Source organism: Asticcacaulis endophyticus, from assembly GCF_014652575.1.
Taxonomy (GTDB): Bacteria; Pseudomonadota; Alphaproteobacteria; order Caulobacterales; family Caulobacteraceae; genus Asticcacaulis; species Asticcacaulis endophyticus.
Genome location: NZ_BMZB01000001.1, coordinates 983,722 through 998,047, shown reverse-complemented (window position 1 = coordinate 998,047; position 14,326 = coordinate 983,722). Strand labels below are relative to the sequence as shown.

Genomic DNA, 14,326 nt, shown 5'->3' with positions numbered 1-14,326 from the left:
AATCTTTGTTGCGCATCAGAAATATCGTTCTGTTACACGGATAGTGTCGCCGGGTTGCACCGTCAGGGTTTGTGTCAGATCGACCGCACGTTCCTCAGCGGAATTGGCACTTTTGATGTAGACCTTCTTCTTGTTCGCCCGATAGGTAAAGCCCTGAGCGCGCGCAATCGCATTCATCACCGTCATGCCGTTGACGTAAGGGTATTCGCCCGGACGGCTGACTTCCCCCAGAACGTAGAACGGCCGAAAGGTCAGAACCTCGATACTGACGCGCGGGTCTTTGAGATACCCTTCACGTAAGACCGCGGCATATTGTTCCTGCAACTCCCTCACGGTCAGGCCCACGGCCTTGACCTCACCGATCAGCGGCAGAGCCACCGTGCCCTGGCCGTTGACGACGAACTCACCGCTCAGGTCAGGTTCGCCAAAAACGATGACGCGGATTTTGTCATCGGCGCCCATTTTATAGCTGTAAGCGTCAGCACTTACCGTTTGGGATGGCTGAGTTGTCTGAGTTTGGGACACCGTCCCGGCGTCGGGCACAGCCGTACCCTGTGCGTAAGCCAGACCTGCCGACCCTAAACTGGTCAGCGTCAAACTTATCAGCACAACCCAAAGAGATACTAATCTTGCGAAAAAGGTCGACATGTTTCGGCTCTCGTCCATGGTCTCATAGTTAATTGTGCGGCGCAATATCGATTTTGACACGCCTCTGAACTAATGATAGTGAAATAATTGCAAAAAGCTGTTAAGTCCAAACAAAACAAATTGGCTGCATCAAAACGATGCACAGGGCTTCATTTTTAACACATAAGATGCCCTTTTGATTGAAATGATTAATCAACCATCAGGGGAATCCCATTGCGGGCGAAGCTGTTAACCAACAGTTTTTCGCAAGTTTTTATATTCTGATCGCCATCAGTTGCGCAAAGAGCGCAGGCTGAAATTTTTTATGGCATACATTGTGCAATGCGGGACAAATCGTTGACAGTTTGCCCGTCAATTTAAATACTGACTGTGCAGTTTTGGAGAGGTGATCATGTTGATCAATACGCCGTCTGCGGCAAGTATGGAAAACAGCGTCTCCGTCGGATTTAAGGTACGCACCCCACAGGCACGCGATAAGGCCGGTAAACGGGCCAGATTGCGTCGCCTGAACCACGGCGTTATTCGTTGCCTGGATCTGATGATTAGTTTGAGCGCGTTGATATTCCTGGCGCCGGCGATAGTCGTGATCGCCTTGTTTATCCGTCTTCAGGACGGGGGCCCGGCGCTTTACCGGCAAAAACGTATCGGCCTGAACGGCCGTGAGTTCTTCTGTTTCAAACTGCGCAGCATGCATATGCGCTCCGATGAGATTCTGCGGGAAATCCTGTTGAACGATCCGGTCGCCCGCGCTGAGTGGGAAGCCGAACAGAAGCTCAAGAACGATCCGCGCATTACCGTTTTGGGACGCATCTTGCGCAAAACCAGCGTCGATGAGCTGCCTCAGTTGCTCAACGTCATTCGCGGTGAAATGAGCCTGGTGGGCCCACGCCCGATCGTCAGCGCCGAAGTGGTCAAATATGGCCGCTCCTTTAAAAACTACGTGTCCGTGCTGCCCGGCATTACCGGCCTGTGGCAGGTCATGGGCCGCAACGATGTCAGCTACAGCCGTCGTGTAGCCATGGATCGCCTGTTTGCCCGTAAGCATTCGTGTGGCATATATATCATGATCCTGGTAAAAACGTTACCGGCGGTACTGTTACAAAAAGGCTCATATTAGGGCTTACGGCACATCTCAAAACCCAAAGCGGCAGGCTCACCTGCCGCTTTTTTTGTGTGCTGCAAAATAAAAATTCAATAAATTTCGGGGACAAGCTATGACACCCCTGCGCATGGCACCCTTCTTGCTGAAATTGGTTATGGCCGGGCTTGAAGGCACGTCGCCTGCGTTCACCGGGTTTTTTACGGAATCGAAAATCCAGTGAGTTCAGCAGCTTATTGCCTTTCGCAAACCCACGTTATACAACCGTAATATGTGTTAACCATTATTAACTGACACATAACCAATTCACGCCGAAGGACGCGCAGATACGCAATGAAAGTCGCCCTTGTACATTACTGGCTAGTCGGCATGCGCGGGGGCGAACGAGTACTTGAAGCGTTGTGTGAACTTTATCCGGATGCGGATATATTCACTCTGGTGGCCGATCCAGCCAAGCTGTCGCCCACCATCCTGAAACATAAGATCCACACCTCGTTCCTGCAAAAGTTCGGTGGCGTGAAACACTATAAGGCCATGCTGCCGCTAATGCCGTTCGCCATCGAATCCTTCGATGTCACCGGTTATGATCTGGTGATCTCAAGCGAGGCCGGCCCCGCCAAGGCGATCGTGACCCGCCCGGACGCCACCCATATCTGCTATTGCCATTCGCCTATGCGCTACATCTGGGATCTGTATGACCAGTACCGCTCCAGCATGGGCTTTATGGGCCGCCTGATCATGTCGATCGCAGCCCCCATGCTGCGGGTGTGGGACGTGACCACCGCCTCGCGCGTCGACCACTTCATTGCCAATTCGCACTATGTCGCCAAGCGTATCGAAAAATTCTATCGCCGCGACGCCACGGTCATTAATCCGCCGGTCGATACCTCACGCTTTGTGCCTCTGGCCAGCAACAGCGACGGTCCCGGTGACTATTACCTGTGCGCCGGTCAGATCACGCCCTACAAAAAAGTCAGCCTGGCGGTCGAAACCTTCACTAAATCCGGTAAGCCGCTGGTGGTTATTGGCGCTGGTGCCGACTCAAAACTGAAAGCCTCGGCGGGCCCGAATGTGCAGTTTCTGGACTCAGTTGATGATAAGGCCATGGCCCATCACTTTGCCCATTGCCGCGCTCTGGTTTTCCCCGGTGTTGAGGACTTTGGCATCATCCCGCTTGAAGTCATGGCCAGCGGACGCCCTGTGATTGCCTATGCCAAGGGCGGCGCGCTTGAAACCGTCGTGGATGGCAAGACCGGCATATTGTTCAAAGAGCAGACGGTCGAATCGCTGATGGCCGCTGTCGAAGAGATGGAAACCCGCCACGAAAGCTTCGATCCGGCGACCTTGAGCGCCCATGCCTCAAGCTTTGCCAAGCCGATCTTTGTCGAGCGTCTGCGTCGCCATATCGAAGACTGCCTTAAGGGCGAGGATGTCCCGCCCAGCCCGGTGATCGAACTGAAACCCAGCAATGTCATGCTGGAAAAACAGGCTATGCGCGGTTAAGCTATAACTATGCATCCGGTTCGCGTAACACTTAATGGCAAGTTCATGGGCGCCCATATGACCGGCGTTCAGCGCGTGGCGATGGAAATCGTGCGCGAGCTTGACCGCCTCATCACCCTTGATCCGGCCCTTCGCGATCAGATCGCTTTTGAGCTGGTGGCCCCGAAATCCGCCGCCGAGGCCATTGCCGGATTGGGTCTTAAGACCATTCCCACCCGCACCGCCGGCCGCTTTGGTGGCAACCTGTGGGAGCAGATCGACCTGCCGTATCTGGCACGCGGCACCCGCCTGCTAAACCTATGCAATCTCGGCCCGGCCTTAAGCCTGAATGCCGTGACCATGCTGCATGATGCGCAGGTGCACGCCTCGCCTAAGTCCTACAGTGTGCCGTTTCGGCTCTGGTATCGCTTTATCCAGCCGTGGCTCGGTCATCGCAGCCAGCAGATATTGTCGGTGTCGGAGTTCTCTAAACAAGAGCTGATCCACTATGGCATTGCGCCCGCCGCCAAAATCACCGCGGTGCACAATGGTGTAGACCATGTCCTGCGGGTGCGGCCGGATCGTTCCGTGCTTGAGCATCTTGGCCTGAGCGAAGGCGGCTATGTCATCGGCCTGGCCAATACCCAGAGCCACAAAAATATCAAAGTGCTGCTGGAAGCCTTTGCCGACCTGCCCAACCTTAAGCTGGTTCTGTTTGGCCGGGCGGATCGCAACGCCCTGCAATCCCTGACCGATGTTCCGCTTGGCGATAATATCATCGCTGCGGGCCCCGTCAGCGATGAAGCCTTAAGCGCGCTTATGGCTCAGGCTCTGTGCATTGCCTTTCCGTCGCGCACCGAAGGCTTTGGCCTGCCGCCGCTTGAGGCCATGCTGCTGGGGTGTCCAGCGGTCGTGGCGCCCTGCGGCGCGCTACCGGAAGTGTGTGGGGAGGCGGTGCTCTATGCCGACCCTGATCAGCCCGCAGACTGGGTCCGCCAGATCAGTGCTCTCAGTACCGATCCGACTTTGCGTCAGACCTATGTCAGCCTTGGGCGGCTCAAGGCATCCCACTATAGCTGGGCGCGCACGGCCCGTCAGCTTCTGGAACTTTTAGCCCCCGCCGCCGTTGCAGCAAAAGCCGCTTGAAAAATGCTGCCGTTATGAATAACCCTGTTCGGGCTTCCCGACGGTTGCCCGAAGGGCGCGAAAAGGACCAAAGACGTGACGCCTGTTTCCATACTCTGTCTGCTGATCCTGATTTACGGCCTGACGCGGCCACCATCTTTCCTGCTGATTACGGCACTGGTCTATACCAGCTTCGGCGCTCTGGCGCTCATCCCCCCGGCCCTGACCGCAGGCGCCAGTATTCTGGCGGCCCCGGTGGCGTTCCTGTTCCTGATCGGCAAACTGCTGTGGATGCAGAAAACGGCGCTGATCTATACGCGGACCCTGGTGAACCCCAGTCGCGTCGGAATCTTAGGGCTATTCACCCTGGTGGCAGTCGTGGGCGCTTTTATATTGCCGAGCCTGTTTGCCGGTGAGATGTACGTCATCCCGATGCGCCTGGCCACCAGCTATTCCTACGCCCTGACGCCGCTCTATCCGACGACGTCTAATATTACCCAATCGCTGTACCTGATCATCTCGTTCATGATCGTCACCGCCATGGCGACTATGGCGCGTTTGCCGGATTTCAAAGAGACCTTCACCAAGGCGATTTTGTACGCCATGATCGCCGCCATCGCGACCGGCATGATAGATTTCGTTTTCGGCATAGCCGGCAAGACCGACATGCTCAAAATTTTCCGAAACGCCAGCTACGCCATGCTGGTCGATCAGGAAGTCAGTGGCGGCGTGCGCCGCACGGTCGGCCTGATGCCGGAAGCATCCTCCTATGGCACGCTGGTGATCGCCCTGCTGGGGCCTTTGCTGTTCATGCGTCAGCTCTATTCGCCCAAGATGACCAAGTGGGTGGTCATGCCCGCGATTGGCCTGGGCTTTCTGTTTGCCGCCCTGTCCACGTCGTCGACGGCCTATGTCGGTATTATTGTCATCGTCGGCCTGCATTTTGCCGATAGCATCCATAAGGCCATTAATGGCGATATGGCTCTGCGCGCCCGCGTGGCCAAGGAGCTGGGGGTCATTTCCATTCTGGGTCTTCTCGGCTTCATCGGCCTGATGGCCCTGCCCGCCACGCGCGAGCTCATTTTCACTCTGGTCGATGAGATGCTGCTTAATAAGACCCAGTCCCTGTCCTATATCGAGCGGTCGTCGTGGAACACCTATGCCCTGCAGAATTTCTGGGATACCAAGGGCTTTGGTGTCGGGGCCGGCTCGGTGCGGACGTCGAACTTCTTCGTCAATATTCTGGCGGCGACCGGCTTTATCGGCGCCCTGCTGTTTGCCATCTTCCTGATCCAGCTTATCTCGGCCCGCGTCAGACCTGAGCAAAAAGAGCTTAAAGTTATTTTGCACGGCGCCAAGCTGTCCGTCCTGCCGGTTCTGGTCTGCGCGTCTCTGGTCGGGACGACACCGGATTACGGCATCTTCGTCGCCTGCCTGTTTGGGGTGATTGCGGGCACCAAATATGTCGTCCCGCCGCGCGTGGTCGGCCATATTCACCGATCATCGGAAACCGAGGATGTTCAGGCATCATAAAAAAAGCGGCCTTTAGCGGGCCGCTTTTTTTATGAATTTTTGTTTTAACGTGCATTTGAGTCCGAAAACCGTTGAACACTTTTCGGAATGCACTCTAAGAGGCTTCGCTGGTTCGGCGGCGACGCACCCCGGCCAGGGTCGGCGGTGTCGGTCGGCGGGCGATGACCTCCTTAGCAAACTGATCGGTAGCCCGACGCTTCCAGCGCTTGCCGCCGCGCATCTGAGCGCGCCAGGCGGCAAAGTTCATAGGTGCAATCGCCATGACCACCCCGGTCGCATCGGCCAGCCAGTCATAAAGACTGGCGCTGCGGCCGGTAAACATCTGAATGATTTCGCTTAAGCCCGCAACAATCAGGCAGGCCAGACCGACATCCCACTTACGGACACGCGGAAAGGCCGTCACCGCCAGCAACGTCAGAACAAAGAAGGCCAGAACGTGCGCTTCTTTATCACTAAGACCCAGTTCCTGCTCGCGCCCCTGAAACGGTCCAAACATCAGAACCGCCAAAATGACCGCCAGTAAAACAACGGCCGTGCGTACAAGGAAAATTGCTTGAGATTGCCTGCTCATATTACCACCTCACCTTGCCCTAACCTTTAACGGATACACACATAAGGTGATGTTAAATTTCATGGTTAATAGAGGTATAATTTACAGCCCTCTTATATTTACCTTCTGTTTATTAAGGATTGAAACTATTACTTAAGGCCGATAGGTTACTTTGGGAGCATAGATTTTTTGCAGGGATAGAATATGCCTGAGCTCAACTTAGCCCCGTCATTCGAAGACACCACCGATGTCGTGACGCGCGATTTCACCAAACCGGCAGCGCCTGCCAAGCGTGATCGCAGCCATCTGACGCAGGTTTCGGACGCCGCGCACTACGTTCATGTGCCGTCACCTGCGCAAAAGTTGCAGGCCGACCTGCGCACGCAGTTGTCGATGCCGTTCCCCGATCCATCGCCGGAAACCCAAAAAATCCCAACGGTCTACACGGTGACGGCTCTGGTGCTGTTTTGTGGCTCAGTGTGGACTGCCGTTGTCATGGGGCTGGCGCATCTGTTGTAAGCATTTTTCGACGAAGTGGACACCGGTTCGTCGTTAAAAAATGCGGCAAAACAAAAAACCTTACACGGAAAAAGACCCACGTTACGCAATCGCAACATTTTTCCTTGTTTAGACTCGCGCTTTGGCTTTAATAGGATTAATTAAATCCTAATAAGCCTTATCGTGAGGATGACCACCATGACCCTGTCCATGCCTGTTCTGGCGTTGCGCGGACTCGTGCTCGTGGTATCGATCTGGCTGTTCGTCTTCCTGCTCGGTCCGTATCAGACCCTGCCCTTTGAACTGGGCATGAGCGACAAAGAAGCCCACGTCCTGACGTTCTATTGCTTTGCGTCGCTGTTGCTGCTGGCGACCCATACGACGCGCCGGGGCAGTGTGCTGTTGTTCTGCATCACCATTAGCGCCGTCGCCGAAGTGCTGCAAACCAGCACCGGGCGCGATGGCAATGTCGCCGATTTCCTGGCCAGCAGCCTTGGCTCGACCATGGCGGTTCTGCCGACCCTGATCGGTTTTATGCGCCAGAAGTTCAAGCGCAATGTCGCCGACAACAAGCATCTGCAAATCAGACTGTAGTAAGTTTTACGAAAGACTTTCGGTAACGACCGGGGCAGCAACCTCTTCCGGCTTCCAGCGATGTTCGCGGATCGCCACAAAGCCATAGAAGAACCCTAACGCCCAGCCGGTATGCATGGCAAAGGCCGCAGGTCCCGCCAGCAGCCCACACGCCGATTTACGCTTGGCCGTGATCATCAGCGAATAGATGGTCAGCACAAACAGGTAGGTCAGCGGCCACAAACCAAACACACCTGATACCGGCAGCAGGGCCAGCGACGTCAGCAGCAATATAAGATGCAGCGGCACCGCCATCTGGCGCAGGCGAATGGAGCCCGGATGGCGACGCACGGTACGTGACCGCCCGCAGCCATAGTTGAAATATTGCCGGAACAGCTTGATCAGGCTATCGCGCGGGAAGTAGTTCAGCCGGATATCGCTATCCATATAGATGCGACCGCCGCGCGCGCGCAGGCGATTGTCGAACTCACCGTCTTCGTTGTGCGAGAAGGTCGGATCATAGCCGCCGGCATGCATGAAGCTGGCGACCTTGAACGCCGCATGATGGCCGTGATCGACAAAGCCTTTGACATGACCGCCGCGGTGCGCGGCCCCGCCGGAGCCCAGCGGTGTATCAGAGACCCAGGCCACCGCCTTTTGCAGGCAGCTAAAGCCCACCGAGTCCATCGGCACGACCACAGAGTCAGCCCCCGTATCGTTCAGCGTCGTCAAAAGCCGGGTGATGAAATCAGGCTGATAATCCGAATGGGCATCGCAGCGGATCAGCACCCCTTGCGGATGGGCAAATTCCTGAACGCACAGATTGACCCCGGCACTTTGCAGCTTTGCGGGATTATGGATCAGTTTGACACGATCATTATCGCCAAACCGGTTGCGCACAATATCGGTCGTGCCGTCGCGTGAGCCGCCATCGGCGACCACCACGACACAGGATTGAAGATCCGCAGAACTATCGAGCAGGTTTTGCACCACCCCTTCGATAACCCCGGCCTCATTGAGGACCGGCACCGCGATAACCACGTCATATTTAAGCTTTACCGACATAGGCTTTGATACCCATAAAAAGGCTGCCCCGGAGGATTGCCTGACGCAGGTTATGCGCCAGCGGGGTTACTGCATGTAATAGTCTTTATATTCCTCGTAGTAGAACGCACCTTCGCCGTAAGCATACTTGGCCTGCTTATGGACGTCGATCTGGCTCAGGGCCACGCCGCTAAGCGGGGCCTGCGAGTCGATCAGGATCTGCAACGCGCTGCGGGCGGCTTCGCGCGGGGTCTTGCGCCAGCGCACCAGCATGGCCACCACATCGGCCTTGCGGGCCAGAACCCGTGTATCCACCACCGGCAAGACCGGCGCTGTATCCAGAATAACAATATCATAGCGTCGGCGCAGACGGTGGATAAGATAGTCCATAACCAGCGAGCCGAAGACGTCCTTGGTGGTATCTGTATCCTGCGCCAGCGGTAACAATTTAAGCTTGCCGCCGGGGCCGTCGACCACGACATCATCAATGGTCGCCATACCCGCCAGAACCTCAAGCAATCCCTGCTCGACCTTATGGCCGATGAATTTATTCAATGACTTACGGCGCAGATCGCAATCGACCACCACCACCGACTGACCGGCCATGGCAATGACCTGGGCCAGGCAGATCGAGGCCGTGGTCTTGCCTTCGCCCGGCAGAGCTGAGGTGACGGCGATAACCTGTGCGCGCTCACCATTACGGCCATAGATCAGAGAGGTTTTAAGTGTCCGGAAGCCTTCGGCAAACACCGACAGCGGTTTTTCCATCAGATAGGTCGACGGGTCCATTTTGGCCGCCGCCTTATCGAGAGAGACATTCAGCAGCGGCAAACCGGCCAGATAGGGCTGGGCCAGATGCAGTTCAACTTCGTTAGAGGTCGTAATCGTCCGGTCAAGGGCACGGCGGCCCATCACGACGGTCGTTGCCGCCCCCAGCGCCCCACAGAAAGCCAGGGCAATGCTCAGCGGGATGCGCGGTTCGCTCGGATTGGTCGGACGCTTGGCGGTGGCCACGATGCGGGCATCGGCGCGGTTATTACCTTCCTGAGAGGAGGTTTCCTTAAAGCGCTCCAGATAGGAATTATAGATGGTGCGCGCGGCCATGGCGTCGCGTTCCAGCTCATTCAGCCGCACCTGAGCGCGGTTATTGCCGGCCAGTGTACCGCGGGTCTGGGATACACTTTGCTCCAACGCACCGCGGCGTTGACGCTGCACCTGAACCTGCGCCTCAAGGTTTGAGATTATGCGCGTGATTTCGGCACGGATTTGCTGATCGATGTCTTCTTTTTCGCGCTTGGCCTTAAGGATTTCCGGGTGACGCGGCCCATAACGGGACTCCAACTCGGCCACCTTGCGGCTGACCTCGGCGCTTTGGGTGCGCAGGGAATGGACAACGCCGGAATTGAGCGCCTCACCGACATCATCGCCCGATGAACCCGTCGCCAGTTGGCGCTTGGCCGTAGACAGGCGTGCGGCAGCAGCGGCTTCATCCAGCTTAACCCCGGCCATCTGGGTATTTAGGTTGGAGATTTCCTGCTCGGTCAGGGTCGCCCCTTCGGAGCTCATCAGGTTATTGGCGATCTTATATTGCTGCACCGCGCGCTCAGCCGTCTCGACCTGCGCCCGCAGTTCGGTCAGGCGTGAATCGAGCCAGTTAGACGCATCGCGGGTCGTGCTGACCCGCGCTTCCTGCTGCTGCACCAGATAAAGCCGTGCCCAGGCATCGGCAACTGCGGCAGCCTTTGACGGCGACAGACTGGTGAAGCGGACATTGATGACGCGGGTAGCGCCCTGACGCTTAACCGAAACCCGCTTGAGAATCTTGTTAATGATCACCTGATGGCGGGCATCGGCCTCATCGGCAGTGGTCGCTTTTTTGATCGGCTGGCTGTCGCCGATAAAGCCAAGGAACTTCTTGCGCTCACCGATATAGGGGTTGAACTCAGGGTCCTGATCCAGATCAAGGTCGGTCATCACCCGTTCCGCCAGAGCGGTCGATTTCAGGATTTCAACCTCGGTATCGATGGTCGCGGTATCGGCGGGCAGGTCAGAGACAACCTCTTTACCCGGCGTAGTATTAACGATGCGCGGATCGATCATAACACTGGCTTCGGCGGTATATTTCGGCGCCTGCGTCACCAGCGGCACCAGAATAAGCGCAAATATGGCAATGAAGACCAGGCCGAACAGCAGGATATAACGGCGGAAATCAGCGATGAAACTTAACACATCGAAGCCCGCATCATCAACATCACGCGCTTCGACTGGGTTCACAACTTCCGCCATAGGCTATTGCTCTTCTTAAAAAAATTTATGCCGAAACGCCACACACACTTAAAAGACGCCCGACATTTGTCTTAATACGCACCTTGTTCCGAAACCGCTTACACGGGTTCGGGGTGCGCACTAAATGCGCGGGAATCACACCCGCGCACCTTATCAGAAATATCGTTCCGTGACCCGAATGGTATCACCGGGTTGCACAGTCAGAGTTTGTGTCAGATCGACCGCACGTTCCTCAATTGAGTCCGCACTTTTAATATAGACCTTTTTCTTGTTCGCGCGATAGGTGAAACCTTGTGCCCGTGCGACCGCATTCATCACGGTCATGCCGTTGACATATGGATATTCACCCGGACGGCTGACTTCACCCAGAACGTAGAATGGCCGGAAGGTCAGAACCTCGATACTGACGCGCGGGTCCTTAAGGTAGCCTTCGCGCAGGACGGCCGCATATTGTTCCTGCAGCTCCCTGATACTCAGGCCCATAGCCTTAACTTCACCGATCAGGGGCAGGGCGACCGTGCCCTGACCGTTGACGACGAACTCGCCGCTCAGGTCAGGCTCACCGAATACGATGACCCGGATCTTGTCGTCGGCGCCCATTTTATACTTGTAGGCGTCCACGCTCGCAACTGCGGTAGACGGCGCGGCTACCGATGCAGTTTGCGCATCGGATTCAGACGCAGATGTTTGGGCGAAGGCCATACCGCCTGCCCCGACCGAAACCATAAGTATCGTTGCCAATACAAAGAAAATCTTTTTTACGTATGCCTGCACGCTAAGCCTCCTGCCTCAACCCGAAAATGTCTTTCAATCTTCTGCTGCGGCGCAAATTCAGATAACGGATACGGATATAAAGTTCCAATAATGATATGTGTTTTTCCATTACTTTTAATAAGTAAATGGTTAACCTCACGACGGAACTTACCCGGCGTTAAACTGTGCAATTAATATGCCATTTTTATGTTACGTGGATAAACTGGCGCGTTTCCTTATGAAGACGCACACAGGTTAACACCCCTGTGGCATAGGCGCCGGTATCCACCCCGATCCGCCAGGTCGAATTAAACGGCTCCGGCGTCGGCGTATGGCCATGCACCACCACATAGTTGCAGGCCTTGGTCGCCGACAGGAATTCCGCCCGTATCCATAATAAGGTCATGGCGTCCTGATCATCCAGCGGCACGCCCGGCTTGACCCCGGCGTGGACAAACACATAATCACCGCCATAGATAATCAGCTTCATGGCGCAGATGGCCTCAAGGTGCGCGCGCGGCAGATTATTGCCAAACTGGTCGCGCGCCTCAATCCAGGCCTCCGCGTCGCTACGCAGGGGCGGCGCCTGGACTCCATAGTTCATCAGGGTCGTACCCCCGCCGTGCTGCACCCAGGTTGAGCCGCTTTCGGGGTCTTCGAGGAAGTTGATCAGCGACATCTCGTGATTGCCCATCAGGACTTCGAGGTCGCACCAGATCTCGTTCTTAAGCTTAAGGATCGTCTCGATCACCTTATCGGAGGCCGGCCCGCGATCAACATAGTCGCCCAGCAGCACCACCCTTGGCTTTTCCTGATAGGCGTAAGAGTCTTCGCGGATCTTGTCGATCATGCGCGTCAGCAAATCGGCGCGGCCATGAATATCGCCGATGGCATAGGTCAGCCGATCAACGATCGGCACGGGGTCACTCTTGCGCGGTGAAAACAGATTTTTGAAAAAGCTTATCATGTAAAACGCAATCAATCCGCCGCGCAGGCTTTATTGTTATGCAGCCAGTCTAAACCAAAGATCACCTTAGTTCGCAATCTGAAAAAATTTACTAAAGATATTTCTTATCAGATTTCGACGATAGAATAGGTCACAAATCTTAACTTATGACGCTCAGGTTCGCACATCAGGTTCAGGCAGGGTCTGAGCGTGGTAAATCTATTGACAAATGCGCGCGAAGCCGCCAACAGATTTAGGGATTACCAGCATTGAGCGCCGTCATCAGGTTTAGGATTTAATCCATTTTTTTCACAGCGTGGTGCGCGGACATGTCCGGCGTATTCACGATTTCTGGCAGTATTTCCGGCACATTCGTCCGGTATTTTTGACATTAGGATATAGTCATGCGCGTAACCATGATCGGTACAGGATATGTGGGCCTTGTCAGCGGCGCCTGCTTTGCGGATTTCGGCCATGTCGTGACCTGCGTCGATAAGGACGCCTCAAAGATTGAGCGGTTGCAGGCCGGGGAAATTCCGATTTTTGAGCCTGGTCTTGATAAGCTGGTCGAAACCAATGTCCGCGAAGGCCGCCTGTTCTTTGCCGTCGACCCAAAAGAAGCCATCGCCTCGGCCGATGCGATCTTTATTGCGGTCGGCACGCCGTCACGGCGCGGCGATGGCCATGCCGATCTGTCTTACGTCTATGCGGCTGCCGAAGAAATCGCCGATCTGATGGACGGCTTTACCGTCATCGTCAACAAATCAACGGTCCCCGTGGGCACCGGCGATGAGGTCGAGGCCATTATCAAAAAGCGTCGCCCGGACGCCGAATTTGCGGTCGTATCCAACCCGGAATTCCTGCGCGAAGGGGCCGCCATCAGCGACTTCAAGCGCCCTGACCGCGTCGTCGTCGGTACCGAGGATGAGCGCGCCCGCAATGTGATGCGTGAGCTTTACCGCCCTCTGAACCTGAACGAGAGCCCGCTGCTGTTTGTGGGTCGCCGCACCTCGGAACTGATCAAATATGCCGCTAACGCGTTTTTGGCCATGAAGATCACCTTCATCAACGAAATGGCCGATCTGAGTGAAGCGGTCGGTGCTGACGTTCAGGCCGTGGCCCGCGGCATCGGGCTGGACAACCGGATTGGCACCAAGTTCCTGCACGCTGGCCCCGGTTACGGCGGTTCGTGCTTCCCCAAGGATACGCTGGCCCTGGTGAAAACCGCTGCCGATCATGGCACACCGACCAGGCTGATCGAAGCGACCGTCGCGGTCAACGCCTCGCGCAAAAAGGCCATGGCCGAAAAGATCAAAAAGGCGCTCGGTGGTGATGTGTCCGGCAAGACCATCGGAATCTTAGGCCTGACCTTTAAGCCCAACACCGACGACATGCGCGATGCCCCGTCGCTCGATATCGTACCCGCCCTTCAGGCTGCCGGGGCTGTCATTCAGGCCTATGATCCTGAAGGCCGTCACGAAGCCGAAAAGCTGCTGACCGATGTGGACTATAAGGCCAATCCCTATGATGCGGTGGCAGGTGCCGATGCGATGGTCATACTGACCGAGTGGGATCAGTTCCGCGCCCTTGACCTCGACCGCGTTAAATCGGTCATGAAGACCCCCGTCATGGTCGATCTGCGCAATGTTTATAAGCCTTCGGAAGTGCGCTCGAAAGATTTTGATTACACCAGCATCGGTCGCCCCTGATGCCTGATGATAGAAAAAGCCCGCCAAACCGGCGGGCTTTTTTAGGATTATTCGCACTTAGCGGAAGGCTTCAAATGAAA

Annotated in this window: 13 protein-coding genes; 7 read left to right on the top strand and 6 right to left on the bottom strand. The window is 55.8% G+C overall.

Annotation, left to right across the window (positions count from 1 at the left end):
* Positions 1-15 precede the first annotated feature (15 nt).
* Positions 16-648: a polysaccharide biosynthesis/export family protein gene (locus IE102_RS04530; protein WP_189485174.1), complete on the bottom strand. Its 633-nt coding sequence runs from the start codon at positions 646-648 to the stop codon at positions 16-18.
* 391 nt (positions 649-1,039) lie between these two features.
* On the opposite strand from IE102_RS04530, the gene IE102_RS04525 reads away from it, so the two are divergent.
* The 4 genes from IE102_RS04525 (at position 1,040) to IE102_RS04510 (ending at position 5,887) form a co-directional block, all read left to right on the top strand.
* Complete coding sequence (locus tag IE102_RS04525; protein ID WP_229807558.1) at positions 1,040-1,765, top strand: sugar transferase; 726 nt, start codon at positions 1,040-1,042, stop codon at positions 1,763-1,765.
* Positions 1,766-2,080: 315 nt separating this feature from the next.
* The gene (locus IE102_RS04520) at positions 2,081-3,250 is read left to right on the top strand and encodes a glycosyltransferase (protein ID WP_189485173.1); all 1,170 of its coding nucleotides are present in this window, start codon (positions 2,081-2,083) and stop codon (positions 3,248-3,250) included.
* Between the two features lie 9 nt (positions 3,251-3,259).
* Positions 3,260-4,375 carry a glycosyltransferase family 4 protein gene (locus tag IE102_RS04515; RefSeq protein WP_189485172.1) on the top strand — a complete coding sequence of 372 codons (1,116 nt, stop codon included), beginning with the start codon at positions 3,260-3,262 and terminating at the stop codon, positions 4,373-4,375.
* Between the two features lie 75 nt (positions 4,376-4,450).
* Positions 4,451-5,887: a hypothetical protein gene (locus tag IE102_RS04510; protein ID WP_189485171.1), complete on the top strand. Its 1,437-nt coding sequence runs from the start codon at positions 4,451-4,453 to the stop codon at positions 5,885-5,887.
* Between the two features lie 94 nt (positions 5,888-5,981).
* Here IE102_RS04510 and IE102_RS04505 read toward each other — a convergent pair whose 3' ends face one another.
* On the bottom strand, positions 5,982-6,458 hold the full coding sequence (locus tag IE102_RS04505) for a VanZ family protein (protein WP_189485170.1): 477 nt from the start codon (positions 6,456-6,458) through the stop codon (positions 5,982-5,984).
* A gap of 183 nt (positions 6,459-6,641) precedes the next feature.
* On the opposite strand from IE102_RS04505, the gene IE102_RS04500 reads away from it, so the two are divergent.
* Both IE102_RS04500 and IE102_RS04495 read left to right on the top strand, forming a co-directional pair.
* Entirely contained in the window at positions 6,642-6,956 is a 315-nt protein-coding gene (locus IE102_RS04500) for a hypothetical protein (RefSeq protein WP_189485169.1), read from the top strand.
* A gap of 177 nt (positions 6,957-7,133) precedes the next feature.
* On the top strand, positions 7,134-7,529 hold the full coding sequence (locus IE102_RS04495) for a VanZ family protein (RefSeq protein WP_189485168.1): 396 nt from the start codon (positions 7,134-7,136) through the stop codon (positions 7,527-7,529).
* Positions 7,530-7,535: 6 nt separating this feature from the next.
* Here IE102_RS04495 and IE102_RS04490 read toward each other — a convergent pair whose 3' ends face one another.
* The 4 genes from IE102_RS04490 to IE102_RS04475 all read right to left on the bottom strand — a co-directional run bounded on the left by IE102_RS04490 (position 7,536) and on the right by IE102_RS04475 (position 12,510).
* Positions 7,536-8,573, bottom strand: coding sequence for a glycosyltransferase family 2 protein (locus tag IE102_RS04490; RefSeq protein ID WP_189485167.1), 1,038 nt, complete (start codon positions 8,571-8,573; stop codon positions 7,536-7,538).
* Between the two features lie 66 nt (positions 8,574-8,639).
* Positions 8,640-10,838: a GumC family protein gene (locus IE102_RS04485; protein ID WP_189485166.1), complete on the bottom strand. Its 2,199-nt coding sequence runs from the start codon at positions 10,836-10,838 to the stop codon at positions 8,640-8,642.
* Positions 10,839-10,991: 153 nt separating this feature from the next.
* Positions 10,992-11,540 carry a polysaccharide biosynthesis/export family protein gene (locus IE102_RS04480; RefSeq protein ID WP_189485997.1) on the bottom strand — a complete coding sequence of 183 codons (549 nt, stop codon included), beginning with the start codon at positions 11,538-11,540 and terminating at the stop codon, positions 10,992-10,994.
* 256 nt (positions 11,541-11,796) lie between these two features.
* Positions 11,797-12,510 (bottom strand): metallophosphoesterase family protein, encoded by a 714-nt coding sequence (locus tag IE102_RS04475; protein ID WP_229807557.1) that lies wholly within the window; start codon positions 12,508-12,510, stop codon positions 11,797-11,799.
* A 431-nt stretch (positions 12,511-12,941) separates the two neighbouring features.
* Between IE102_RS04475 and IE102_RS04470 the strand changes: the two genes are divergently transcribed.
* Positions 12,942-14,246 carry a UDP-glucose dehydrogenase family protein gene (locus IE102_RS04470; RefSeq protein WP_189485164.1) on the top strand — a complete coding sequence of 435 codons (1,305 nt, stop codon included), beginning with the start codon at positions 12,942-12,944 and terminating at the stop codon, positions 14,244-14,246.
* The last annotated feature ends 80 nt before the right edge of the window (positions 14,247-14,326 follow it).

Excerpts from the sequence above, each read along its gene's own strand:
- IE102_RS04530 (WP_189485174.1), bottom strand. The coding sequence starts at position 648 with ATGTCGACCTTTTTCGCAAGATTAGTATCTCTTTGGGTTGTGCTGATA.
- IE102_RS04525 (WP_229807558.1), top strand. The coding sequence starts at position 1,040 with ATGTTGATCAATACGCCGTCTGCGGCAAGTATGGAAAACAGCGTCTCC.
- IE102_RS04520 (WP_189485173.1), top strand. The coding sequence starts at position 2,081 with ATGAAAGTCGCCCTTGTACATTACTGGCTAGTCGGCATGCGCGGGGGC.
- IE102_RS04515 (WP_189485172.1), top strand. The coding sequence starts at position 3,260 with ATGCATCCGGTTCGCGTAACACTTAATGGCAAGTTCATGGGCGCCCAT.
- IE102_RS04505 (WP_189485170.1), bottom strand. The coding sequence starts at position 6,458 with ATGAGCAGGCAATCTCAAGCAATTTTCCTTGTACGCACGGCCGTTGTT.
- IE102_RS04500 (WP_189485169.1), top strand. The coding sequence starts at position 6,642 with ATGCCTGAGCTCAACTTAGCCCCGTCATTCGAAGACACCACCGATGTC.
- IE102_RS04495 (WP_189485168.1), top strand. The coding sequence starts at position 7,134 with ATGACCCTGTCCATGCCTGTTCTGGCGTTGCGCGGACTCGTGCTCGTG.
- IE102_RS04490 (WP_189485167.1), bottom strand. The coding sequence starts at position 8,573 with ATGTCGGTAAAGCTTAAATATGACGTGGTTATCGCGGTGCCGGTCCTC.
- IE102_RS04485 (WP_189485166.1), bottom strand. The coding sequence starts at position 10,838 with ATGGCGGAAGTTGTGAACCCAGTCGAAGCGCGTGATGTTGATGATGCG.
- IE102_RS04480 (WP_189485997.1), bottom strand. The coding sequence starts at position 11,540 with ATGGCCTTCGCCCAAACATCTGCGTCTGAATCCGATGCGCAAACTGCA.
- IE102_RS04470 (WP_189485164.1), top strand. The coding sequence starts at position 12,942 with ATGCGCGTAACCATGATCGGTACAGGATATGTGGGCCTTGTCAGCGGC.